The following is a 22162-nucleotide window of genomic DNA, read 5'->3' on the forward strand; positions in this document are numbered from 1 at the left end:
TCAAAAGGAATCAAGGAAAATGACATTTCACATTGAAGAAAACAACCAAGATATGAATAGCACGTTGCCAGAAATAAGCACTAGTAACATAGAGCCAAGTAAGCCATTGTCTAACGATACGACAGAAAAAGTCCCTATTGATACAAAGCCTAAAAGTTCAGTAACCACAGACAAGAATGGGAATAACGACAATAAAAATAATCCCCAACAACTAAGAAGATTAGTAATGGTGACAGGAGATAAAGGAGGTGTTGGTAAGTCCACGTTTGCGAGAGGTTTAGCGCAAACTTACATAGATAACGCAGTAAAATTTGTTGGGTTAGACGCGGATAATTCTAATCCACACTTGATCAGATTTTATGAAAAAGCTGCAAACATTCATCGTTTAGATATATCTAACTCAGATAAATTAGATGAATTTGTAGATAATTTAAAAGAATTAGTCTATCCCAAATCAAATGAATCTGGGGAAAATCAAGATGAACAATCTTTGATACTACTAGAAACCCCATCACAATTTCTACCAACTTTAAAAATTTTAATAACTGAGATGGGATTTTTAGATGTAGTAAATAATAAATGTAAAATGCGGGTGACGATAGTAGTAGTTATTAGCACAATAATTGATTGTATAACTCAACTACTAGAACTATATAGTTTCTGCGGCGATCGGGTTGATTATGTAATAGTAAAAAACTTGTTTTACGGAGAGACAGAACAATTTACTTTTTATGATGGTTCCCAAGAAATAAAAGCAATTGAACAGCAAGTAAAAGCAACAGCGCATGATTTCACAAGTATAACTATGCCAAAACTAGCGAAAAAATCCTACGATTATTTAGATGTGAAAAATTTGACATTTAGACAAGGACTTGAACAAGATGAATATCCGTCTGTATTTGGTAGAGTCTTAAGCTGGCTGAACAATTTTAAAGGGCAAATAAAGCAAAAAAAAGATTTATTTGGCATAGAGAAGATGTTATCTGAATAGGAATAAAGATGTCAAAGAAAATTATTATAACTGTAGGAGATGCGCGGGTGGGTAAGTCTACAGTTATTAAGCTATTACTAGAAATGTTAGCCCAACAAGGAAAACGGATAAAGGTTTATAACCAAGAATCATTCCCTGTATTTCAGGCTTATGAACATATAGCAACCATTAAGAAGTTTGATTTATCAAATGACGATGCTGATGCAATAACAGATGACTTAAATCATCCTGATTTAGATGTGATGATTGTTGATATGCCCGGACAAGATATTGAAAAAGTAATTCAATATATAGAGAGTGCTAGCTTATTTGAGGTTGTAGTAAAATTTGGTTGGAATTTAACATTTCTTCAACCTATTTCTCACAGGCAAGACTGTATATATTACTTAAATGCAATCATCCAGAACGCGACCAATAACGCTAACTACGTGGTAGTGAAAAATTACCATTTTGCGCCAGAATTTAGAGAATATGAGGATAAGATACGGAAAAAGCTGTTAATAATAGGAGGGACAGAAGTAGAATTAATGGCTCTACATCGAAATCATTATCAAGCGATGGAAAAGACTGGTAAACCATATTCACAAGTTTGCCAGGATCTATCGATAATTTTATTTTGGAGAAGCTTCATTTTTCAGTGGATTAAAAAGTTTCGTCATTCAGTAATGAATAACAATTTGGCTATTAAATATCTAGGGCTTGATTGATGACAAAAATTAGGGTTGCAGGTATTGGGGTGTGGGGTGTAGGGAATTAAGAAGATGTTGAACTCCTTGACGCAACTAAAATTTAATTGTCTTAAAACGAACATGCAACTCTACCCCCTGCCCTGACCAGATTTCAGCTTAACAAGCGTGCCATTCGTACAAGCCCCCACTAATTTTTCCTACACCCTACACCCTACACCCAACCCCCTACTTTATGACACTACAAGACACATTACAAGGTTATTCCCCATCAGAACAAAAACGCATAGTTGAAGGGGCATATCAACTAGGAATTACACCAGACGATCCAGTTTTTAGGATGATGGCTACACTGGGCAGATATGAAGAAACGATCATAGACCTCCAGGCAAGAATGGAGGCAATGATAGAAGCGTGGGCAGCACTGATAGACCAAAAACTGGATAAGACAAGCAAACAAGCCGAGTCAATGCATTATACAGTTGTGTCAAATGCTGTACGTGATGAGATCAAAAAAATCAAGCCCATCGGCACAGGCATGAAAGTGCAGGCAGGCTGGGGATTGGGGACAGTATCTCTTGTGTGTGGATTAGTAGCGGCTGGCAGTACCTTGCTGGGTTCGCTGACCACATGGAATCTGGTGCAAAATATAGGAACGAATCAGTCAGTAGTAGTCTCACGTAACGAGATAAAGATTCTCCAATGGGCAAAATCCCAAGAGGGTAAGCAAATGTATCAAATAATCTTGAAGAATCAAGCAGCGATTGAAGCCTGTCAAACACAGCAGAGTAAAACCCAAGGCTATTGTTTAATTCAAGTAGGTAAGTGAGTAGCTAACCTACTTTCAAGTAATCTTGTTCGATGTACCCAAGTTTACTAGCTTCAATCAGAGCATTGACGCGATCCTTGACATCTAACTTCGCAAAAATCTTGTTAATATGGCCTTTAACGGTACTTTCAGTAATAAATAACCGCTCGGCAATCAGCTTATTAGAAGAACCATCTGCCATCAAAGAGATAATTTGCATTTCAGTGGCACTAAGATTATCTTGGTAACTCTTCCCCTTAATTTTCTGCTGGAAGAAAAAATTATGTCGGCTAATATCAGGGTCAAAAAAAGACTTGTTATCGTAGAATGTGGTTTTAATTGCTTCTAAAATCAAAGGAACATTATTCTTTTTGAGAATGTAAGAATCAGCGCCGGCATTTAAAGCTGATTGAACAGTGCCTTGAGAAGAATGGGAAGAAAGAACAACAATTTTAGTCTTGCTATTGACTTTGACCTCTTTGATCACTTCTAGCCCCGATATGTCGGGTAAACCAATATCCACCAAAATCACATCGGGATTTAATTCCTTAACTAAATTAATCCCTTCAATACCAGTACGAGCAACGCCGACCATTTCCATATCTGGTTGTTGATTGATAGCAGTAGTGATCCCCAACCTAATAAGTTCTTCATCCTCAATGAGCGCTAATCGAATCATAAATCACTTCGATTATAAGATGACTCAATATTTATAACATAGTTATTGGTATTAAGTCTTTTACTTTTGGCTGATGTATTATAACATATAAGTAAGAAAAATCTTTCCAGATAAATGAAAGAAAGTTTAGTACTAAAGCTTGATTGGATATTTCTTTTAGAACTAAAATAAAAGCATTCTCAAATTTTTTGAAGAAGAATTCAGGTATTCTGAATTCAGTCCTTCTGAATCAATCAGTCGGGGATTCAGACCGCGCAGGAATTGTTGACCACAAAACAAGAAAATTTAGTGGGGGTGCAAAAACGCCGGTTATTCATCCGCCAGTCGTACCGAAAACATTGCTGAATTCTGACGACTGACGCCTTTATTCTGTTCGATAGACATAATTAGCATTTATTCATAAAAGTAGCCAAAATAACCATCTGTCGTTGGAAACATAGTTATGCAACAGGAAGTTTTAAGCATCTTAGGTTTGTTACACGATGTTTCAAACAACTATCAAGGAGCATCGTTAGTTTTGAATCAGATAATTGATGGTGCTTATGGACAGTCTTTAGAAGAGATCAAACCGTTGCTGATCGCTTTACAACAAACGAATGAGCGAGGGGTGAGTTTGATTCAATCTAAAAGAACTGCTTTTTTTGAACTAAATCCAGTCACAGTGGAACAGTTTGATATGTTAAGTTTTTTACAAACAACTTATTCTCGATTCAAACTAATAGCACAGTATCATTCCTTGAATCTCCACTATGAAACTCAATCATCGTACAAGCATGGAACGCAAGTACGGGGTGACAGCATAAGTATTGACAGAATGCTGTGTAATCTTGTAACAAATGCTATTAAGTACACTCTTACCGGAGATATCTTTTTAAGGCTGCTCAATCAAGAAGATGATTTAGCCATCGAGATTGAAGATACCGGCTGTGGGATTGCCGCCGAACAAATTTCTAATATATTTATCCCATTATGGCGAGCGCCAAATAGCAATTTATTACATCAATCAGGGATGGGACTAGGACTGTACATCGCCTTATGTGTGGCTCATGCTCATGGTTTGAGGATAAGCGTAAACTCGGTAGTTAGACAAGGAACTAAATTCACCATTATATTTCCTTACAAAGATGACGGGATCTATGGGGTTGATGATAGGATGTTGCCCAAGTCACAGAGGTTACAAGATGCGTTACCTATATGATGTGAAACTTTGGGACAGGATTGAAACAGGGGTGGATTTTCTAATTTTTGTGGCTTTGATGATAGCGGCAATCATCAAACTGGGGCACAACGATTTTCTACAAGCATTGTTTTACATAGTATTAGCTGTCATCATCTCACCCTGGTCACAATTCGAGCGGGTAACTAAGCGATATGTCTTAGTAAGTGCGTACATTCTTGGGTTGTTTGTTGGGTATTTTAGTTAGTCTAACTCTAGGCCGTCAGAAGATCGCTCGTTTTGTTGTTGCGGTGGCTGTTGCTGTTGCTGTTTAATATCAAAGTTGATCAGCTTTTGTGTTTCTTGTGGTGAAAGGTGATTGTGTATTACTTTGTATTCTTCCTCTTCTTCTACTTTATAAGCACTAAAAGCACTTTGATTATCACTTTTGCGCCAAACAGTCAGACGCTGCATACCTTCTCTCATCAACAAATTTAATTGATAAGCCATGCCTTCATAGACTCGACCACCAATAGTATCTTGTCCCTTTGTAACGATAATATTCATTAGTGCAGGAATGAGAGACTTTTTAACAACCTGATTATTTTCAGTTTCAACCGATTTTGACTGTTGACTGTCAACAAAAGGCAGTTTGCGCCCTTTAGTTTCTAATATCTGCTGCAAGAATGTCTTTTTCTTTTCATTGATCAAATCTTCAACTCTTGTTGAATTATCTATATCAGGTGTTTCCTCAGATTTATTTAAACCAAATTTTTGGGCGTACTCTTGGTAGTATTTTTTCTTAAGGGATTGCCTGTAATCTTCAGTACTTTGAGCATTTTGCGTAAGAGATAGAGTATTTCTCACCTCACCAATAATATTTTCGCGCTCTGTAGTGTCTAGTGCGGGGGTTATTGACGGTGAAGGTGGGTGTTTCTCCATCATCAGCGCCAGTCTGTAGGCCAATTGGTTGTCAGAAAAGCCACTGTTGCGGTTGATGATAGTGATGGTTTCGGCTACTGAGCTAGATTGCATAAGTATTACAGAAGAAGAATTCAGGAATAAGGAGCCAGAATGGGCTAAACGCCCCGCTACCGCTAACAGAATTGAATTCTGAATCGATTTAGTGGATAGCGCCGGTGGCAAGCGAGTCCGCGTACCCCTACGGGGAAGCAAGCTACGCTTTTAGCGTCTGTCTGCGACACGCTGCGCGAACGTAGAGAGCGTCTGAATCATGGTCTAAAGCCCCCGACAACTCTTGGAGACGCTGCGCGAACAGACATGGGGTATTCTGACTCCTGAATTCTGACTTCTGACTCCTTTTCATAATTCTAATTCCTCTGAATTAGTAGTAGGTTGTGGTGGAGTGTGAGATTTTTGGGAATGTACTTTAACCTTGGGCGTATAAGTATTGTTAATAACCTGGCTACGAGTATTGAGCAAATCCTGAATCACATCACTCAAAGGAGGAAGTGAGATATTCGTTTGCCCTTTGTTGTGCTGCTCGAATTGACTTTGAAGGAGAATTTTCTGGTAAAGTTCACGCTGCTCCCCAATAGTCAGCTTGCCAGTTTTTGAAAGTTTTTCCCGTAAAGGGTTGTTGTACTGATTGGCAACACTAGACCAAGCATTATTAGTTTCTAAACCGTGCCAATGAGAGGCGATGTCAGGGTGAAGAGGCATAAGCCTATCACGTTTTGGGTCAGAAGAAAACTGTGGCTGTGGTTCTGTAAGAACGTGCGAACGCAAATCATTAACAATGTAAGCTAATGGTGGAAGCACAATATCAGTACGCCCAAAATGATTGATCTCGCTCCAGGCAAGATTTTGAATCTGCTGGTAAAGTTCACGTTGTTCACCAACAGTTAATTTTCCAGTTTGCTGAATTTTAGATTGAAATTCTAAATGTCCTTGCGCTACAGTCTCATGACTTGAACCATCCTTTTCTAACTGCTCCCAATATTGTTTCAAAACTGGATGTAGTGGTAGCACAGCGTTATCTAATCCAGAAGAAAATTTGGATCGTTTTGTTGGTTGTGATGGTGTTGGTGTAGTTGAGTGTGATACAGCGTTGTGTTGTTTTGCAGAAGGAGAATTAGAGCTTGCTTCTTGTAGGTTTGATTGTGTCTTGCGATCTGGTACGTTGGACGTAGATTGAGTAGATTGATATGACTGCTCTTTGTCTAAATTACGGGTAATTTCGGGATGAACGGGCAAGTCGATGTCACGGGTGTCTGTCGGGTTGCCAAATAATGCTTTGTAATTAATATGCAGTTTTTGAGCTAATAGTCTTAACTTCTCCAAATCAGCTTCAGTGATAGCCATCGCTTGGACTTGATGAGTCATCCCAGTGTCAGTTTTCTCAAACTGAAAACGAACAGCTTCCCGATTTGTACCATTGTGTTCAGTTTTGAGTAATTGCAGAGTAGATGTATTGTCACTGGTTTGCTGAAAAAGAATCCGGTAATTGCCCAAGGTTAAATCGTCTTTCTCGAAGCTAGTAATAGTTTGTGTGAGAATTTTTAATACCTCGTTTTCTTTGAAACTTTCTAAAATATTGTGTGTGCCTTTAGGAGAGACTGAACCAACGACAGAGGCTATTTTGCGAGGGTCTTCATCAACAGAGGGCAATTCTTTACCAGCTTTGAGGTAGTCAGCCACTAACAAAAACTCCTGCCTTTCAATAGGCAGAATGTTAACAAGAAAGGCAGAGGGCAGAGGGCAGGAGGCAGAAGGAATACTGTTTTCGCTCTCTGCCCGTGACCAGAGGGAACATGTTCTTACGTCCCCCACCATAATCTCTGATTTGGTGGACAAGAATTGAGCGGGGTTAGAGCCAGGGTCAAATTCTGACGCTCGCGGACTCGCTAACGCTTCGCTATCCCTTCTGCCTTCTGCCTTCTGCCTCCTGCCTTCTTTACTTTGTTTTTCTCTCCAAATTTTTGGCTCAGACTCTATTTCTGTGTAAGAAAGTTTAATATTGCCTACATGTCCCCATTTATCAGCTTGAAAAGTTATTAACTCTACATTATTATGACGACGATAGATACTGTATTTATCAGCACCATGATTCTTGATTACAAAAGCATCAGCATGGTAGATTTTGCCACTGGTCTGCTGTTGTTCATCTTTAGCCTCAACACCATATTTTTTTAACAAAGTATAAGCAGCAAAAGCTATTTGTTTATTCTCGCTAGCTTCTAGGCGCTTTCTAAAAAAATTAGGCTCATAAAGTGTAACATTTTCTTTTTTAGCCCAAGAACTAATGCTTTTTGTGTTTTGTGGAATCACAGGCGGTTCAGTTGGTTGGGTTGACTCAGGGGTAACATCTATATGAATAATGTCTGAATCAATAACTTTTATATCTATAATCTGTGAACCAGGGTCAATAGGTGATTTAGCACGACTTTTTTTAAATACACCAATGTTTGCTTCTAATTCGGGAGCATCTGTCACAGTAAAATCTCCTTTTTGTTGATCAATTGTTTTGACTGTGCCATCTTTGAGCTTGATAGTAAAACGTTTTCTATCAAGTTGATTTTGATGCCATGACTCTAGAGCTATAGCCCCGGCAGATAGCTTTTCAAAACTTTCTCCTCCCTGTGCCACTATAAAATCATCTACACCCTTATCCGGCCCTGGCAGCGTTATTACTTTAACGACAGCACCAAATTCTTGTAATAAGCTTCCTGTCTGACAAATATCTCTTTGGATATTGAGCTTAGTTTCAGGCTTAGTTTCATGATCAAAGCAGATTTTGATTTCTCTACCAGAAGTTGCGAAAACAGCTAACTCATCAGCCAGATAGGAATCACCAATTTTCTTGCCCCACTCGTTTTTAGGTGAGCGATAGCCGGAGGAAATTCCTGGTAGTCCGATGGCTGCGTGACCTTGGCTTAACAGACTGGCTGCTTTCTTCGCCCCTTCGGTAATGGTGATGGGAATGTTGTGTTTATACACACAATACCAAAAACCACTCAAGCGATCGCTATCGCTGGGGTTTACTCCAGCTTTTGAGTAAATATTTTGGGCAATCACGCCTGGGACATCTAGCAAGAAAATACTCAAATCAACTGATGGTGGATGCTCATATTTGATGAACTTGCCTTCAACCGCAACAGTGAACCCATCTTTTTTCACGGTTTTGGGTCTGGGGCGGTTTGGCTTATAACATCCCCATTCTTTAACTTGAGGTTGCTCACCAGGGGTAAGATTAGCAAATGTGCGCGGGTCTACTCCTGAATTACACCACCAGCCACCTGCATCTAGATGGGAATAGAGTTCTAAAAGCCTAATAGAGAGGCTACCTGTATTTGTACGTGAGAGTTTGTCGCTGATCATGAGCCGTTCCCAAGCTTCATGTTCGCCACCGACATAGCTAAAATGAAGACTAGAGAAGTTGAGATGTGCAATATCTGGTGCGATCGCGCTGCCTACTACGAGTTCGTGCCAATGTTGCGGATCAATATGTTCTGGGTGAGGCGGGATATGTTGAGTATTTTGTCGCTCAAGTTTTTTACTACTTATGCCATTGTTGGCGCTTTCAACTGTAAAAAAAACATTTCTATGGATGGAAGCATTTAAACCTACATTATCTTGGTCTTGAATAGGTAGATATTCCTGGGTGTTCTGCCACATCTGTATAGTTAAAAACTCAACAGATGTGGCAGAAGGCGGAAGAATTAAGGGGGAATTGGGGTTAGGTAAAACTGGAGGTAAATCAGGCTCAGGAGGAAATTTCGACGGTGTTATATCATTACTGCCGGGAAGAAGTTTAGGCAATAAATATGCCATTATCTCTTCTACTTGTTCTATTTCCTCATCTGTTACACCTTCAAAGTTACCTTTAGACCATTTCCAGCCACCATCCTCATCAGGAGAAAGAAAATAAGTTTCTTCCCCTATTTCAATTCGACATTTTAAATCAATAGCTGATTCTATTGATTTGTAAATAAACTCTCCTAAAGGATAAATAAAAGCTCTAATAAAATGCTGACTAGTTCTAGCGTAGGCAGAAGTAAGTTGCAAATGTCGTTCATCAAACATATTTTTTGTTAGTTATTTATATACTGTGCGTTGTGATGTACTCTTACTTAGGGACAACAGTTGCAGCGTCTCTGTAAATATTTATTATTAGCAGGGTTTTCTAAGATCCGAGAACAAGATTGACGTAAAACCTCATATTGTTGCCAGTTAGCCCCCAAGTATTTTATATCAATGAGCTTACCTTGGGGAGTAACCCGATTAAAAATAATATGAATGTAAACGTTACTTGGATTAATATCAAAAAAACAAATGTACTGCAAATCATACCAGCCAATACCATGAATATATTGATTAACAATTTGAATACATAATTGTTGATTTAGGTTAATATAAATATTTTTCAAACTGATGACAATATAGATTCCCAAACTCTTAAGTCTTGGTCTAGTTCCAGACAAGGTATTAAAATTGTCAATGATTTGAGTTGGAGTCAGATTAATGTCAATGAAACTACCATTAGCGAAAATATACTGTTGAGATAAAGTTTTAATTAATTCAAAATTATCAATCTTCAATTCTTCAATAGTCATTTTCATAATATTAAAACCCGATATCAGAAGGAACTTGGTCTTGATTAACCATGCTGCCAACTTTTTTTGATGTCAGACCGGGATTATTAGAAACAGCTTGAGGATTTTGGGGAATGGGAAAGCGTAACTCAACTTGGTTAACTCGCAAAGCTAAATCTTGCCCAGAGGGAAATTTCTGCGTACTTCTCCTAGCTAGTAAACTAACAATTCTCGCCCATTTTAGTTGATTGTATTTCTCAATATTTTTGAGAGGCTGAGAAATTTTAATAGTTTTCAACAGTGGAACTGAACCTTCCTTTTTATTAGCATAAGTTGGGTTAATGAAAACGCATTTACCAGCAATTAACTTCAGAAATTGAGCCGATTCAAAAAGCTTTCTCGTTTTTTCTTGGTCGCTGATGCTCGTGCTATTATTTTTACCCCCAGTAGAACGGCTTTTTTGCTTGTACTTAATCTCTTCATCACCCAAGAAGTTGGAGAATAATTGCGCCGACTCGTTCTCACCAGGATTGAATATAAACTTAGTGCTGCAAGCGCCAAGGATAGCTTTAGCGATATCTTTACCGTAATTTTTCTCAAGCTGCCCCATATTTTGGAAGCCGATAATACCGCAGAAGCCCTCAGAACGAGATTCGTTGAGCCATCTGTACAGGTCAGGTAAGTAAATCGAGGGTAATTCATCCAGTGCAACGATGAGTGGATCAAGTCGCTTTTTGGCAATGTTACGGGCGATGGTCATGTGTAAAATGCTGGTCATGAGAGGCCCTACTGCATCTCGGCGCTCTCTATCCAACCCAAAGATAATCATTTGCTTACCTTTAATTTCTAAAGGTAAAGTCGTCTTTCCAATGAAGCAGCCTAGTGTGTTTTTGGCCATAAAGCGAGTAAACATAATACTGGCAGTTGCAACAATGCCTGCAACAGTCTTTTCAGATGCAGCAGAACTGAACAGTTGCCCAAAGGCAATTTTTACCCAAGGATTGAGAGAAGCAGCCATCAGGCGTTTGACCATTTGTTCGCTAGAAAGTATCGCGGCGCAAGTCATAACATCTGCGAATTGACCGAACTCTTTAGCTAACATTAGAATTGCCTGAGTCAGCTGATCCCCCGAAGGGCCAAAGAACCCATCTTCAGTTGAATTGCCCAGAAGTCGGAAATTCTTATTGATGACGGTTGAAATTTGTCGGGACGATTCGGCATCACTACTATCCCGGAGAAAATCTAAAGGATTGCAGACTTCAGATTCAGGGAATCCCGGTGCAAAGATGTGAACATCATAGCCCTTGTATTTGGCGTAGGCAGCAACTTTCGCTTGAGAAGGATACTTAAAGTCGTAGACTATACATGGAAATTCCTGATCAATTGCCGAGTAAATCATTGGGTTAATGGCGCTGAATGTTTTTCCACTACCAGGAGCGCCGATGACTGCCGTACCTCTTTGCACATCAGGGATATAGAAAGTAGTGCCACCACCTTTTCCCTGATGCTTACCAATGTAAAGTGCCGCACTATCACATTGGGGATTGGCAATTTGCAAGATAGCCTTTTTCTGAGCAGTAGCAGTTTCTTTAGCTCCACCCCAATAAGAAGTAGCAATTTTCTTCTTGTTACCATCGCCAAAAAATACCCTCATCAAAATATAAGCACCAAGTAAAGACAAAACTGTTAGCCCATTGGGGGTAAATAAATGATGAGTGTATTTGCCAATTGCGTCTGAAGGATTTTGTAATTGCTCAAATCGAAATCCTTGAGGATTAGCGCTATTTACTTTGAAAGATTTGCTCATATTTAAGGTAGAGAATTAGGTTGCCCAAGAACGATAGGGTCTTTCTCCTGGTACTCAATAAAAGGTACAGGCCCTATGAAGTAGGGGCTGCAAGTGCGACCAATGAAGGGTATAGTTTTGCAGATGCGGAAAAACATAGCAGTCTCGACAGAACCACTCGCTTCATTAATATTCCAAACTACTTGCTTAAAACTAGAGCCAAAGGGGTTCCTGCCAGTAGGCTCTTTACCATTATTAAGAGCTTTTAAAATGCCAAATCCACCATTAACCTTTTGGAATTTCCCGGATATCCACTGTGTTCCAGTAGTCTTACCAATGCCTGACATTTCCGTATGAGCGCAATTATTTTGTAGACAGGGAACATTAAAGCCATCTTGGTAGCTACCAGATATGGAGCGGGTACGGTTAGCTTCAATATCTCCCAATGGCAGATCAACTTTGGCAACAAATGAAAGGTCAAGTGTTCGCAGTCCTGGTAGGTTATCCCAGGTGAGAGTGGACAATCCAGGTACTCCATTAATTTTGGAGTCTTGCCAATTCTCAAATCTATTAATAGATGTGTTTTGAATGTCGGAAATAGATGTTAGTGAGTAATTTTTTAAATTTATTACTCTTCCTAATGGAACGTCACGTAAACGAGAATTTCGGCTGGCGTTACCTATTGTGCCTCCAGTAATTCCAAATCTTCTCAAGAAATCGCTGACAGGTTCAACACTTCTGACATTTCTATTACCTAAACCAGGGATCGCTTTGGTTAAAGATGCTAAAGTTTGCCATTGAGTTAATTGAAAATCATCTAATGTTAACCCACTTAAACTGATTCCTTGTACTGAAGCTATGGTTGAGAGATTTAAATTTTCTATTGCTAATTGAGGTGTTTCAAAATCCCCCAGTTCCATAAACTCGCTAATGCTTTGTCCTGCCGTCCAGGTTCTAGTTTCTGTACCTCTTGTACCTGGGTAGGTAACACTGCTACTTTCAGAAATAATCATGTCGCCGAATTTCAAACGCGACCAATCAGGAGTAAACCCATTGGGTGAATTTACAATGGGTACTTGTGCCGAAGCCCTGGGCAGCAAAAACCCTACAAAAGAGTTCAATAGACCATACTTTATGAAACTATGAATAAATAAGCTACCTACTAAACCAAAAAAAATGAAGTAACGTAAAGCGTTATCATTGGATCGTAAAGATGATTTCATAAGCCATTACCGCCGTGTTAAATTATCAGAACTATTGCTCAAAGCAATTAATTTGTTAACTAAGTCTTGAGAGACAGAAGCCTTATTAGCAGCAGTAGAAATGTCATCCCCTGCTTGTAAATAACCGATTAACTTTTGCAAGCGTTGGTGTAGTTCATCTTGCTGATTCATCCATCCACTTCTAATAGCAACAACAATACCGCCTCGAATTTGGTTAATTGTTTGCTGTGTTTTAACTAATGATTGCAATTGAGGTTTTAGGATTGTTTGTTCTCGTGCCACATCGAGCTTGATTGTCACCTGACTATATTTAGGAGTGCCATTACTTGTTGCTAGTCGAAAACTGTAAGTCTTGCGTTCACCAGAGGATGACTCCGTAACTACTGTTAACAAAGTGGTAGATGTTTGCGGTATTCCGGGAATGTTTACTCTCTTGATCCGCCGCAAATGAATTAGCCCAGCACCTCCTTTAGAGCAATTCTGATCCAGTCCCTCTAAGCAACCGTCTGTGTCAAGCAGAATTTGCGATGGGTCATCTAACCAAACCTTTTTAATTGTCTCGCCAATTTCATAGAAAGAAATTGCTACCCCGTGACCATTCCAAACGTTAATAGTTTGTAGTTTGGCCTGCTCTCCACTAGCCATTGATTGAAAGATGGTGCGAACAACTGGAGCGGCAATTGTGGATATTGGAGTCAGGGCGAGAGCCAACGCTAGAGTGCCGCTTGTAACTGTGTTAATTACGCTTTTCATGGCAACTCCAAAGAGCGATTTACATTAAAGGTAACTTTGGTTCCCTGTGGAATAAACCAAGTATTAGGGCGAGAAGTAATTTCTTTAGTAGCACGTTGATTGCGTTGACTAAGATTTTGACTAACTTGACCAAAAAAACCTGACATTAACGCACCAGTAATATTGCGCTGATTGCCACTACTACGTGTGCGAATCCTGCCTGTGGATTCATCAAGAATTTCTTCTTCACTATCCGGTTGGTTCATAATCTCCCCAACCTTCCCCAATGCAGACACAGCGCCACCAAACAAGTCACTACGGGCAATCTCGCCACCCCTGTCCTGAAATCTCCGAGCCAACAGGGGTCTACCACCTTCCCCAGTCACGGAAATCGCACCCGCAGAAATAGGATATTCTGTATTATCTTTGATAATGCCCTGAACATAGGCGATAGCGTAACTGCCCCCATCAACCGAAGCTAATTCGACTGCAAATATTGTTCCCGAAGGGATTGCCACTTGCCCATAGTTATCGCGTAAATCCTCTTGCAGTCTAGCAATAGATTTAGTGTTATTAGAGGTTGGTGTTTGTGTCTGTCCAAGTCCTGAACTATTAACTGTGGTTTGAACTAATGGGGTAACAATCACACCAGTAGCAAATGAGCCAACTGTCAAATAACGAGTTTGTTTACCTCGAAGAATTTGGCTTTCTTGAGGTAAATAATTGTTAGCTAAAGTAATCTTGTTAACTTTAGAAATCGCTTTCCACTTGGGGCGGATCTTTTCAATCGAGCCGCTTGAGTTTTGCGGCGTGGTTTGGTCAAGATTATTTGTATGTGTTTGTTCATTCGGTTGATTTTGAACTACTTGAGCAAGATCCGGATCTAATGAAGATTGCTTGCTGGTGCTAGTTTCGGCATAAGCAATTTTGCCGTAAGAACCGATGCTGCGGAGTTTGTTCAATTGTTCAAGGGGATCTAGGGGCGCTACTGCCCGCGTTCCCATAGAAGGTCTTGGAGAAAAACTCGTGCGTGTTAATGGCTGAGTGTAGGTTCTAATCGGTTGTGATGTAGTCTGAACTACGCGACGTGGTTGTATATTTTGAACAGGACGTGGCGCAGGTCGTGGAGATGGTGGGCTAGATGGCACGACCTTTTGGTTTACTGAAACTGGTACTGGCGCTGGTTGGTCAAATTTATTTTTGTTAATGCGACCTAACTCATCTTCTTGATCCGACAGAGCTAGTTTTGCACGAGCGTCACCATCCCCCTCACTATCTTGTGTTTGTTCTGTAGCAGTAATAGTTTCCCCTGGCTTTTGAGCAATCTTTTCCGGTGGAGAAGGATTAAATACTCCATTGAGTATCAAAAATATAGCTAAAAATCCAACTCCAAAAGGCACAGCAATTATCCCTAATCGTGACCAAGGAGAAGTAACAAAATTGTGCTTAGTAGGAACTAATAAACTTTCCGGTTCTAGCTGTTTGTCAGGGTTATTTTTATGGTCAGCATCACCCATACTTAGTAATTTGTCTATAGTTGATCCAGACCCTTTACTGTTGTTTTCACTCATTTCTTTCTCCCGAAGTTTAAATCTACAATTTCTGTAATTTCTAATCCGGCGTGACGGGCTGCATAAATCTTCTTAGCTAACTCAGTGGTATTAGCTGGGATATATTCTGGATTAGAAATTGAAGAAACTGTAACGGTTTTGTTGAAAGCAATTCCTTTACCTGAGTTATATTCACGCTCAAAAGTTACCAGCGTACCAATAAAATCTATTTCCCATTTCCCTGATTTAATTTGACGTGGTTGGGATATGAATCTAGGAATTAAAGATACTTGAGTATCACCATTGAATACACCTATCGGAGTGATTGATGCTAATTTCTTGAGAAAGGCGGGGCGAAATCCTTCATTTTCACTTAAAGCAAATGCAGCATCATAGGCTCTAGTCGTAACCCTACTATTAGATTTATTATTAACTCTGCCTACTTCTACCCCAGTATCTTGCTTAGTGATAGGTTCTCCTTTCTCATTAAATGCTTTTACTAATCCATCCCAATTAAACGTAGTAATAAATGTATCAGATACAAATTTTTTAATTACTTCATCAGACCGTTCTTTTGGGTCTACTGCTCTAGCGGCAATTGTCTCTCCTGATGAGAGTTGTACTAATGCCAACTGTTTTTTATTTAAAACACTAATCGCTCCATAACTTAGAAATTGTAATAACAGAGAAAGCGCAGCCATTGAAAATCCAGCTAGAGAAATTATCCCAACTCTTGTTGTTACATATTTGTTGTAACTAAGTAATTGTAATGGTTCTTTTGGTTGAGTTTTATTTTTGGGATTCAACATAGGTTTTATTTAGCTAATTTCCCGACTAAACTACCACCTTTAGTAGCAACACCTTTAGCAATCTCAATGGCAATCCCACTGTAAGTTTCAGTAGCTTTATTAATTTGAAGTAAAACAGAAACGCCACCACCAGCCGCTAAACCTGTAGCTAAGAATGGCGCAATTATACCAATTGTAAATAGGAAGAACATTGGCTGATAAGATTTAGAATCAGCGACTAATTGCCCGGCGAAACCAACAATGATATTGAAGCAGAGCTTGCCAAAACCTACACTGAAATACCCTACTAACCAACTGTAAATTGATTTAGCTCCGTAAGGTAGCAGAGAACCACCAACAGCTATAGGCCCCAGCAGTGCTGTTACGAGCATAGTCAGTTCAATTCCCCATTGATAAGCCCCATTCATTCCGACTAAAATTATCGTAACTATGTCAGTAACAGCAGACCCAACAAAAGCATTAATGGGAGATAAAATTAAATCAAGTCCATTTGCTTTCCCATCTTTAACATCATTAAAAGCATCGATTGCACCATCTACTGCATTTACAAACCAAGAAAAAACTCCATTATTCTTTTTAAACTTATCTGGATATTTTTTGGTTAAATATTCTTTAGCTTGATCTAAACAGTTGATCTCTTCTTGTTGACTTAAAGATGAATTTCTACATTTATTTACAGCAATACCAATAGCACTACGTGCTGCTTCAGTTCCCAATGCACTTTCGTATGCTTGCTTGAGGTCAATTCCTGCCGCTGCTTCGCTAAGAACTATATTATTTACATTATTAATATAGTTTCTAATCCCCAAAGTTGACTTTCCTAGTACATCCCCCTTATTACTGAGTAAAATAATTACTATTAACGGCCAAATGAAGTCTGTATAAGCTCTTTGCTCTTCCCCATTCATCATCTTCTTTGTCCATTCAACGACGAAGAAAGTTAGTGTTGCTACAGCAAATAAAGCACCAACTGTACAAATTGCTGAATAAACACCACCTGTAATAGTCTCGTTCCAAAGCTCATCAAACCCTTGCGCTATTGAAGCTGAATTTTCTTTTGCTAAATCAGCTAAATCGCCACCATCTAGTTGGGCTAGTAAAAACATGATTTAAATCCTTGCTCAATACAGTAATTTGGTCAGATATTTGAACGCTAGTTCATTGTTTGTATAGGAAGAGAAAGCTCTTGTAACGTAAGAATTCAGCTATTCTGAAGTCAGAAGTCAGGATTCAGAACAGTAGAAGAATCAAAAACTCATTTGACTCATAAATGTACTTGGAATATCAAACCTTTTATAAATTCTGACTTCTGACTCCTGTACATGGATAGCGGGGCGTTTAGCCCGTGCTGAATTTTTATCTTGTAACTTTACCTCCTACTGCGTTTCTATACCTTTTAATCAGTCAGCAGAAGTAGGATCTAGCCGTGCATTAAGTATGACTTCATGTACTAGAGATAATCTGCCATCTTCTTCGGAGTTCTCCTTTTTCCGTTGGGAGTCAAGATGATCTGCCACTTGCGTCAGCATCAGGTTCGAGTAAGCATTGTCCTGTCGGGCTGATAAAGAATCAGTACGCTGCTGTGCCAACATTGACACAATTAAGCCGTTCTGAGCGGCGATCGCCTTGAGAACGTTTTGAGAGGCATCCATGTTCTGAGCTTCATCAGAAATATCTTTTGCAAGCTTAACGATTTGTGCAGTAGTATCAATTTTTTCTTGAGTTTGCTGCTGTCCTTTTTCGCTGACGACGCTAGCGACAGAAGCCAAAGCTAGGTTACGTTCCAGCTTCTGTGCTTTTTCTTGGGCGACAGGATAAGAATAATCATCTTTGAGCGTATTTTTCAATTGTTCAGCCGAAGCAATCGGGTCGGGCGCACCCAATTGTCCGATAGAACTATTAATTGCAGCTGACGCATTTTCTTTGATGTCAGCCCAACCACTGTTAATCTCATCTTTAGCCCAGGTTTGAATTTCCGAAACTTCTCCTTGAAGATCCGATACGATAGAACTAAAAAAATCGTTGATGCTGATGCCATAGCTAGGTGCAGCAATAAATAAGCTGACAAAAGTCGCAGAAGTTATCGCACCAAGAGTCAATTTATTCATGATTGGTTTCATCTTACGCCACCTGTTTTAAATGTAAATTTGAGAGCAATGTTTTAGCCAAATCTGATAACTCTTCTCCCCGAATCATTCTGATATAATCCTCACTAAATTTGACTAACCCAAGCATAGGATTATTGTGATAGTGTTTAAGAAACAAACTGCGTAATTCCTGCTCGTTGGGATTATTAGCAACTGAGGCTAATAAACAGTAAGCAGGATAATAGCGACAGAAAGTTAGCTTGCCATTATCGTCAAGCAACCACTGAGAATAAATTCCCTCCTTTTTTGGATAAAAAGCTTCTGTACTGTTGACCCTGATGATAACAGTTGGATATTTAAAGCGAACAATAAACGGGTCAACGGCTGATGATTGAATTCTGCCTACTAAACGTGTAGTGATATTAGCAAATATCTTCTGTGCAGCTTTGCTCTGATATATAGTCTCTGGTTCTTGGGCAGAAATAATGACGCGGATACCAGACTTAGCACCATTGGCACACAATCGCCCAATCAAATCAGCGATCGCATCGAATTGGAATAAAATTGGTGCTTCATCAAGGAAGAATATCGAAGCTTTTGATGATAATGCGCGACGTAATGCAGCAGCATAGGCACTAAGAGCAAGAATCGCTGCATCAGCTTCACTCGATAAATTACGTAAAGCGAATACTAACAATTTGGCATTAGTTCTAAAACTGGATGGGCGTGAGATGGATTGCCCGACCCTAGTATTCAACCAATAATTTATTCTCAGCCTAATCTGGTTTAATGCTTCGGAAATCTCTTGACTCTTACTAGCAATAGAATCTAATTGTATAAAAGCTGGAGAACAAAAATTATAAAAATCTTTGAGCGTCGGAGTTTCGCTCCAATATTGAGTCCCAAATCCAAAATGTATTGCTGACTTGTAACGTGATTTAATTTCATCATCATTAAAAAATGTTTTTAAAGCTAAAGCAATGATTGACTCAATATTAGTGGTAATCGTTGGGCTGACACCAATCATGCTCGTCCCTATCACCATTGTCATCAGCACTGATTTAAGAAATTCCTTAAAATCGTTCAATCGCTCATTTCTCAGTTCTGCATCCAAAGAGCGCAAATCAGGTAGTTCAAAGAGATTGTTTGATTCTTTAGAGATGTCAAAGTATGCCCCATCTTTACCAAGTAGATTAGTGTAATCAGTGAAAGTGGATGTCCCGTCTGGTTTGGGATAGTCCAGTGCTACTACCGGAATATCTTGTGCAAGTGCAGGGGTAAGAATACCTGCCACCAGCACTGATTTACCTGAACGAGTTGCACCGAAGACTGCCAAATTCTTATGATTCTGGTATAAGTCCAGATGTACTGGTGTGCCGCCCTCTTCTGCAACTAACTCAAACCCAGTCCGATCTCCTGTGGCAGTCCTGATCAAAGGCATCAGCCCTGGTGCTTCCGAACTAAAATATGGTAGTCTGCGGTTAAAAGGCTTGGTTAACAACGGCTCCCAAACAAACGGACAACACTGCAACCATGTCTTCCAAGCGTATTCAATCTCCCGGTCAACTACCGCCGGACGCAAGAAATAGCTGGCAAGATATCGACAAGCTTCATCTAATTCCCTAATAGTTGGGCGGTGAACCAGAAAAGCTGTTGCGGTATGCACAACTACACTCCCTTTGTATATTGTCTTTTGCGCCTCAAGTGATTCCTCAATATTCATACCTGATTTGACATCAATGTTCCCTTTTCCTGTAGATAAAGAAGTGTTAGTAATTGATTGCTTGGTAATCCGTTGAAGATTTGTTTTAGAGATAGTTTGATTCGCCTTTGTTAGCTGACAAATAACCTCTGTATCATAAATACTATCTCTAGAGATTAGTTCCCATAGATATCGCAGTTGGGCTTGTTCGTCATACCAGCCCCCTGGTTTTTGGCTGAAGTTGAGCGCCCCAACATATTTATTTTGGATTTTTACCCATTTCCTATCAAAGAATGGCACGGATAGCTCATTCTCTAACATCTGGTGGCGGATATGAAAATCACTAGTTTGAGTTTCTACTAGTCCATTGGCGGAATCTATCTTTAGAGGATTAGGAATTGCTGGTGGCGATGACAGATTGAATTGCTGCCAATTTATTTCCCATATTTCTTGGGCACTCAGCACCCTAATCCCAAGTTTCATTTTATTACTTAGTATGGCTGACCATTGCAAAAAACCATTGCTAAAGGAATTTTGGAGAATATTTTCAATTCTAGTATTGTTCTGGGCGTGAATTTCACCTGTAAAGCGAAACCAGCCCTTTTCTAATTTTTTAATAATAGATTCTATAAAATCTTTAGACTGTTCATCGTCATCAATAACAGTGTAAGTACACCAGAGTCTCAAAAACTTATTCTTTCTAACTCCACTTTGCGTTAGTTCCTTAGCCCTTAATCTTTCACTACGTATTAACAATTTTAATTGGTCAATATGACAATTACTCTCTAGCTTGGACAGTTCTTGTTGTCGGTGATAATCAGACGTAAAAGAACCTAAGTGTATTGTGAGGCTTTCGCCTTCTGGAATTTCTTTTAGTCCGGCTTCTATGCCCTCAAATATCGGCAGCATTTGCTCTGATTGTAAATTCGGATGAATCCCTAAACAATCAAAGCAGAATTTGATTTGAATATTTTCACCTTTTTTGAGAATTAATGCGCCTACGCCCTGCCTACCTCCTAAGTTTAATTCACAAATTCCCGCTAAATGGATAATATCTTCAAAGGGAGTGAGCATTTTGACAACACTAATCTGCTCGTTTCCTAATGCGACTTTACCTAATTTATCTTTAGCCTGATTAGAAGATTTTGCCATAATATCAATAACTGAAATTTAACTAGAACTTAAAACTTAGAACTTAGAACTTATTTTTCTTCCGGCTTTCGACTTCCGACTTCCGACTTCTGTTGTATTGATTGAAATCTCATATATCCCCTACTAATCCGAGGGACGCTGACGAACTTACCAAAAAAGTCTTTATTTGTAGAAATTGTCCACCATGTTGCCCATCCCCAAAAAATACTTAATCCTGTGCCTAACCAACTTGTTTTCAGTAGATAATTAAAGATAAATACATTGGCTGCTGCTATTAATGCCCAGGGAAATATTTGGTCGGCAGGGAATGGCCCTAGTCTTGGTCTTTCTCCTAAAATCCTATTTACTGTCCGAAAATCATGTTTCGTTGACATACTTATTGATTTAATAAAAAATTATCAGCTATTAATGTAAATACGTATTTATCAATAACTGATAACTTAAAAAGCTTTCTTACTGAACCTGAACAATTAAACCAGTAATTAAATCTCCAACAAAAACTGCCATAACTATGATTAATGGAGTTCTTGCTAGCGTCTGCCAGTCTTCATCATTCCGGGCAGATTGAATAATCCGAACTAGACTAATACCAACATACAATAGGAATAAAGCTCTCAATACATTGAAAAAAAGTGCGATAACTGCTGCTGTTTGTCCATTGCCGGCATTACCAAAAGTGTTGGACATCCAAGTTTGAGCATTATTGAAAAACTGAGCATTAGCTGGAGCCGCCGCAAAATCAATTAGGCAAATTACTGCTAACAGCGCAAACAACACAGCGTAGAGATTAACTCCATACTTTCGTTGTACTTTATCGAAGTTAGTAAATAATGCTTGTGACTGTTTCGGCAAGGCAATGACGATGGCAGACGCAATCATAAATCCACCCATCAATATATTGTGGACGGACATCTCTGCTATCATCAACACACCAGTCACACCCATGAGTGTAAGTGTGTTTTTTTTCGCCCTGTCATTCTTTGGGTCAGGTGAGAGGGTTGCTGTTGCCGAAGCGGAAAAACTTTCTGGGTATTCGTAGTCAGTACGCATCTGCTTTCGTTCTCCTGAACGATGTCTTGAGGAATACGCACATTCTTGAATAAGTCAAATCTAAAATCGACGTACTCTGGTACTGAAAAAAACAGAACTGTAGTACTGGAGTAATATTACTAACATTAATAATCTACATAGATAAAAATTCTTTGTTCTATTATCGGTCTTTTTGCTTGATTTACTTACATTTATA

19 protein-coding genes are annotated in these 22162 nt (G+C 39.3%); 5 read left to right on the forward strand and 14 right to left on the reverse strand.

Annotated features, from left to right (window positions below; all coding sequences use genetic code 11):
- The first annotated feature begins 19 nt into the window (after positions 1 to 19).
- From IQ276_RS38995 to IQ276_RS39005, 3 genes are all read left to right on the forward strand, one after another.
- Positions 20 to 991, forward strand: a complete 972-nt coding sequence (locus tag IQ276_RS38995; protein WP_228042740.1) for a nucleotide-binding protein — start codon at positions 20 to 22, stop codon at positions 989 to 991.
- An 8-nt stretch (positions 992 to 999) separates the two neighbouring features.
- Positions 1000 to 1698: a hypothetical protein gene (locus IQ276_RS39000; RefSeq protein WP_193912681.1), complete on the forward strand. Its 699-nt coding sequence runs from the start codon at positions 1000 to 1002 to the stop codon at positions 1696 to 1698.
- A gap of 214 nt (positions 1699 to 1912) precedes the next feature.
- Positions 1913 to 2506 carry a DUF6753 family protein gene (locus IQ276_RS39005; protein ID WP_190881030.1) on the forward strand — a complete coding sequence of 198 codons (594 nt, stop codon included), beginning with the start codon at positions 1913 to 1915 and terminating at the stop codon, positions 2504 to 2506.
- A 4-nt stretch (positions 2507 to 2510) separates the two neighbouring features.
- Here IQ276_RS39005 and IQ276_RS39010 read toward each other — a convergent pair whose 3' ends face one another.
- The gene (locus IQ276_RS39010) at positions 2511 to 3164 is read right to left on the reverse strand and encodes a response regulator transcription factor (protein ID WP_190881029.1); all 654 of its coding nucleotides are present in this window, start codon (positions 3162 to 3164) and stop codon (positions 2511 to 2513) included.
- A gap of 442 nt (positions 3165 to 3606) precedes the next feature.
- Between IQ276_RS39010 and IQ276_RS39015 the strand changes: the two genes are divergently transcribed.
- Together IQ276_RS39015 and IQ276_RS39020 are read left to right on the forward strand one after the other, a co-directional pair.
- On the forward strand, positions 3607 to 4362 hold the full coding sequence (locus IQ276_RS39015; protein ID WP_190881028.1) for a sensor histidine kinase: 756 nt from the start codon (positions 3607 to 3609) through the stop codon (positions 4360 to 4362).
- Complete coding sequence (locus IQ276_RS39020; RefSeq protein ID WP_190881027.1) at positions 4346 to 4588, forward strand: hypothetical protein; 243 nt, start codon at positions 4346 to 4348, stop codon at positions 4586 to 4588. Before IQ276_RS39015 ends, IQ276_RS39020 begins: the two co-directional genes overlap by 17 nt.
- Here IQ276_RS39020 and IQ276_RS39025 read toward each other — a convergent pair.
- The 13 genes from IQ276_RS39025 to IQ276_RS39085 all read right to left on the reverse strand — a co-directional run bounded on the left by IQ276_RS39025 (position 4585) and on the right by IQ276_RS39085 (position 21966).
- On the reverse strand, positions 4585 to 5355 hold the full coding sequence (locus IQ276_RS39025; RefSeq protein WP_190881026.1) for a hypothetical protein: 771 nt from the start codon (positions 5353 to 5355) through the stop codon (positions 4585 to 4587). The two genes, IQ276_RS39020 and IQ276_RS39025, sit on opposite strands and share 4 nt — an antisense overlap.
- Positions 5356 to 5643: 288 nt before the next feature.
- Positions 5644 to 9366 (reverse strand): DUF3854 domain-containing protein, encoded by a 3723-nt coding sequence (locus IQ276_RS39030; protein WP_228042741.1) that lies wholly within the window; start codon positions 9364 to 9366, stop codon positions 5644 to 5646.
- 47 nt (positions 9367 to 9413) lie between these two features.
- Complete coding sequence (locus tag IQ276_RS39035) at positions 9414 to 9902, reverse strand: relaxase/mobilization nuclease domain-containing protein (protein ID WP_190881025.1); 489 nt, start codon at positions 9900 to 9902, stop codon at positions 9414 to 9416.
- A gap of 4 nt (positions 9903 to 9906) precedes the next feature.
- Positions 9907 to 11682: a type IV secretory system conjugative DNA transfer family protein gene (locus IQ276_RS39040; RefSeq protein WP_190881024.1), complete on the reverse strand. Its 1776-nt coding sequence runs from the start codon at positions 11680 to 11682 to the stop codon at positions 9907 to 9909.
- 2 nt (positions 11683 to 11684) lie between these two features.
- On the reverse strand, positions 11685 to 12884 hold the full coding sequence (locus IQ276_RS39045) for a hypothetical protein (protein WP_193912682.1): 1200 nt from the start codon (positions 12882 to 12884) through the stop codon (positions 11685 to 11687).
- Positions 12885 to 12890: 6 nt separating this feature from the next.
- Positions 12891 to 13637: a hypothetical protein gene (locus IQ276_RS39050; protein WP_193912683.1), complete on the reverse strand. Its 747-nt coding sequence runs from the start codon at positions 13635 to 13637 to the stop codon at positions 12891 to 12893.
- Positions 13634 to 15187: a TrbI/VirB10 family protein gene (locus tag IQ276_RS39055; RefSeq protein ID WP_190881021.1), complete on the reverse strand. Its 1554-nt coding sequence runs from the start codon at positions 15185 to 15187 to the stop codon at positions 13634 to 13636. Before IQ276_RS39055 ends, IQ276_RS39050 begins: the two co-directional genes overlap by 4 nt.
- Complete coding sequence (locus tag IQ276_RS39060; protein WP_190881020.1) at positions 15184 to 15975, reverse strand: hypothetical protein; 792 nt, start codon at positions 15973 to 15975, stop codon at positions 15184 to 15186. Before IQ276_RS39060 ends, IQ276_RS39055 begins: the two co-directional genes overlap by 4 nt.
- 5 nt (positions 15976 to 15980) lie before the next feature.
- The gene (locus IQ276_RS39065) at positions 15981 to 17081 is read right to left on the reverse strand and encodes a hypothetical protein (RefSeq protein ID WP_190881019.1); all 1101 of its coding nucleotides are present in this window, start codon (positions 17079 to 17081) and stop codon (positions 15981 to 15983) included.
- 294 nt (positions 17082 to 17375) lie between these two features.
- Positions 17376 to 18083: a hypothetical protein gene (locus IQ276_RS39070; protein ID WP_228042742.1), complete on the reverse strand. Its 708-nt coding sequence runs from the start codon at positions 18081 to 18083 to the stop codon at positions 17376 to 17378.
- A 13-nt stretch (positions 18084 to 18096) separates the two neighbouring features.
- Entirely contained in the window at positions 18097 to 20916 is a 2820-nt protein-coding gene (locus tag IQ276_RS39075) for a putative type IV secretion/conjugal transfer ATPase (protein WP_190881017.1), read from the reverse strand.
- Positions 20917 to 20966: 50 nt separating this feature from the next.
- Positions 20967 to 21290 (reverse strand): hypothetical protein, encoded by a 324-nt coding sequence (locus IQ276_RS39080; RefSeq protein WP_190881016.1) that lies wholly within the window; start codon positions 21288 to 21290, stop codon positions 20967 to 20969.
- A gap of 79 nt (positions 21291 to 21369) precedes the next feature.
- Positions 21370 to 21966 (reverse strand): hypothetical protein, encoded by a 597-nt coding sequence (locus IQ276_RS39085; protein WP_190881015.1) that lies wholly within the window; start codon positions 21964 to 21966, stop codon positions 21370 to 21372.
- Positions 21967 to 22162: the final 196 nt, after the last annotated feature.

It is taken from the genome of Desmonostoc muscorum LEGE 12446, assembly GCF_015207005.2.
Classification (GTDB): domain Bacteria; phylum Cyanobacteriota; class Cyanobacteriia; order Cyanobacteriales; family Nostocaceae; genus Nostoc; species Nostoc muscorum.

Coding starts and splice junctions, on each gene's coding strand:
- IQ276_RS38995 (WP_228042740.1), top strand. CDS start 20: ATGACATTTCACATTGAAGAAAACAACCAAGATATGAATAGCACGTTG.
- IQ276_RS39000 (WP_193912681.1), top strand. CDS start 1,000: ATGTCAAAGAAAATTATTATAACTGTAGGAGATGCGCGGGTGGGTAAG.
- IQ276_RS39005 (WP_190881030.1), top strand. CDS start 1,913: ATGACACTACAAGACACATTACAAGGTTATTCCCCATCAGAACAAAAA.
- IQ276_RS39010 (WP_190881029.1), bottom strand. CDS start 3,164: ATGATTCGATTAGCGCTCATTGAGGATGAAGAACTTATTAGGTTGGGG.
- IQ276_RS39015 (WP_190881028.1), top strand. CDS start 3,607: ATGCAACAGGAAGTTTTAAGCATCTTAGGTTTGTTACACGATGTTTCA.
- IQ276_RS39020 (WP_190881027.1), top strand. CDS start 4,346: ATGCGTTACCTATATGATGTGAAACTTTGGGACAGGATTGAAACAGGG.
- IQ276_RS39025 (WP_190881026.1), bottom strand. CDS start 5,355: ATGCAATCTAGCTCAGTAGCCGAAACCATCACTATCATCAACCGCAAC.
- IQ276_RS39030 (WP_228042741.1), bottom strand. CDS start 9,366: ATGTTTGATGAACGACATTTGCAACTTACTTCTGCCTACGCTAGAACT.
- IQ276_RS39035 (WP_190881025.1), bottom strand. CDS start 9,902: ATGAAAATGACTATTGAAGAATTGAAGATTGATAATTTTGAATTAATT.
- IQ276_RS39040 (WP_190881024.1), bottom strand. CDS start 11,682: ATGAGCAAATCTTTCAAAGTAAATAGCGCTAATCCTCAAGGATTTCGA.
- IQ276_RS39045 (WP_193912682.1), bottom strand. CDS start 12,884: ATGAAATCATCTTTACGATCCAATGATAACGCTTTACGTTACTTCATT.
- IQ276_RS39050 (WP_193912683.1), bottom strand. CDS start 13,637: ATGAAAAGCGTAATTAACACAGTTACAAGCGGCACTCTAGCGTTGGCT.
- IQ276_RS39055 (WP_190881021.1), bottom strand. CDS start 15,187: ATGAGTGAAAACAACAGTAAAGGGTCTGGATCAACTATAGACAAATTA.
- IQ276_RS39060 (WP_190881020.1), bottom strand. CDS start 15,975: ATGTTGAATCCCAAAAATAAAACTCAACCAAAAGAACCATTACAATTA.
- IQ276_RS39065 (WP_190881019.1), bottom strand. CDS start 17,081: ATGTTTTTACTAGCCCAACTAGATGGTGGCGATTTAGCTGATTTAGCA.
- IQ276_RS39070 (WP_228042742.1), bottom strand. CDS start 18,083: ATGAATAAATTGACTCTTGGTGCGATAACTTCTGCGACTTTTGTCAGC.
- IQ276_RS39075 (WP_190881017.1), bottom strand. CDS start 20,916: ATGGCAAAATCTTCTAATCAGGCTAAAGATAAATTAGGTAAAGTCGCA.
- IQ276_RS39080 (WP_190881016.1), bottom strand. CDS start 21,290: ATGTCAACGAAACATGATTTTCGGACAGTAAATAGGATTTTAGGAGAA.
- IQ276_RS39085 (WP_190881015.1), bottom strand. CDS start 21,966: ATGCGTACTGACTACGAATACCCAGAAAGTTTTTCCGCTTCGGCAACA.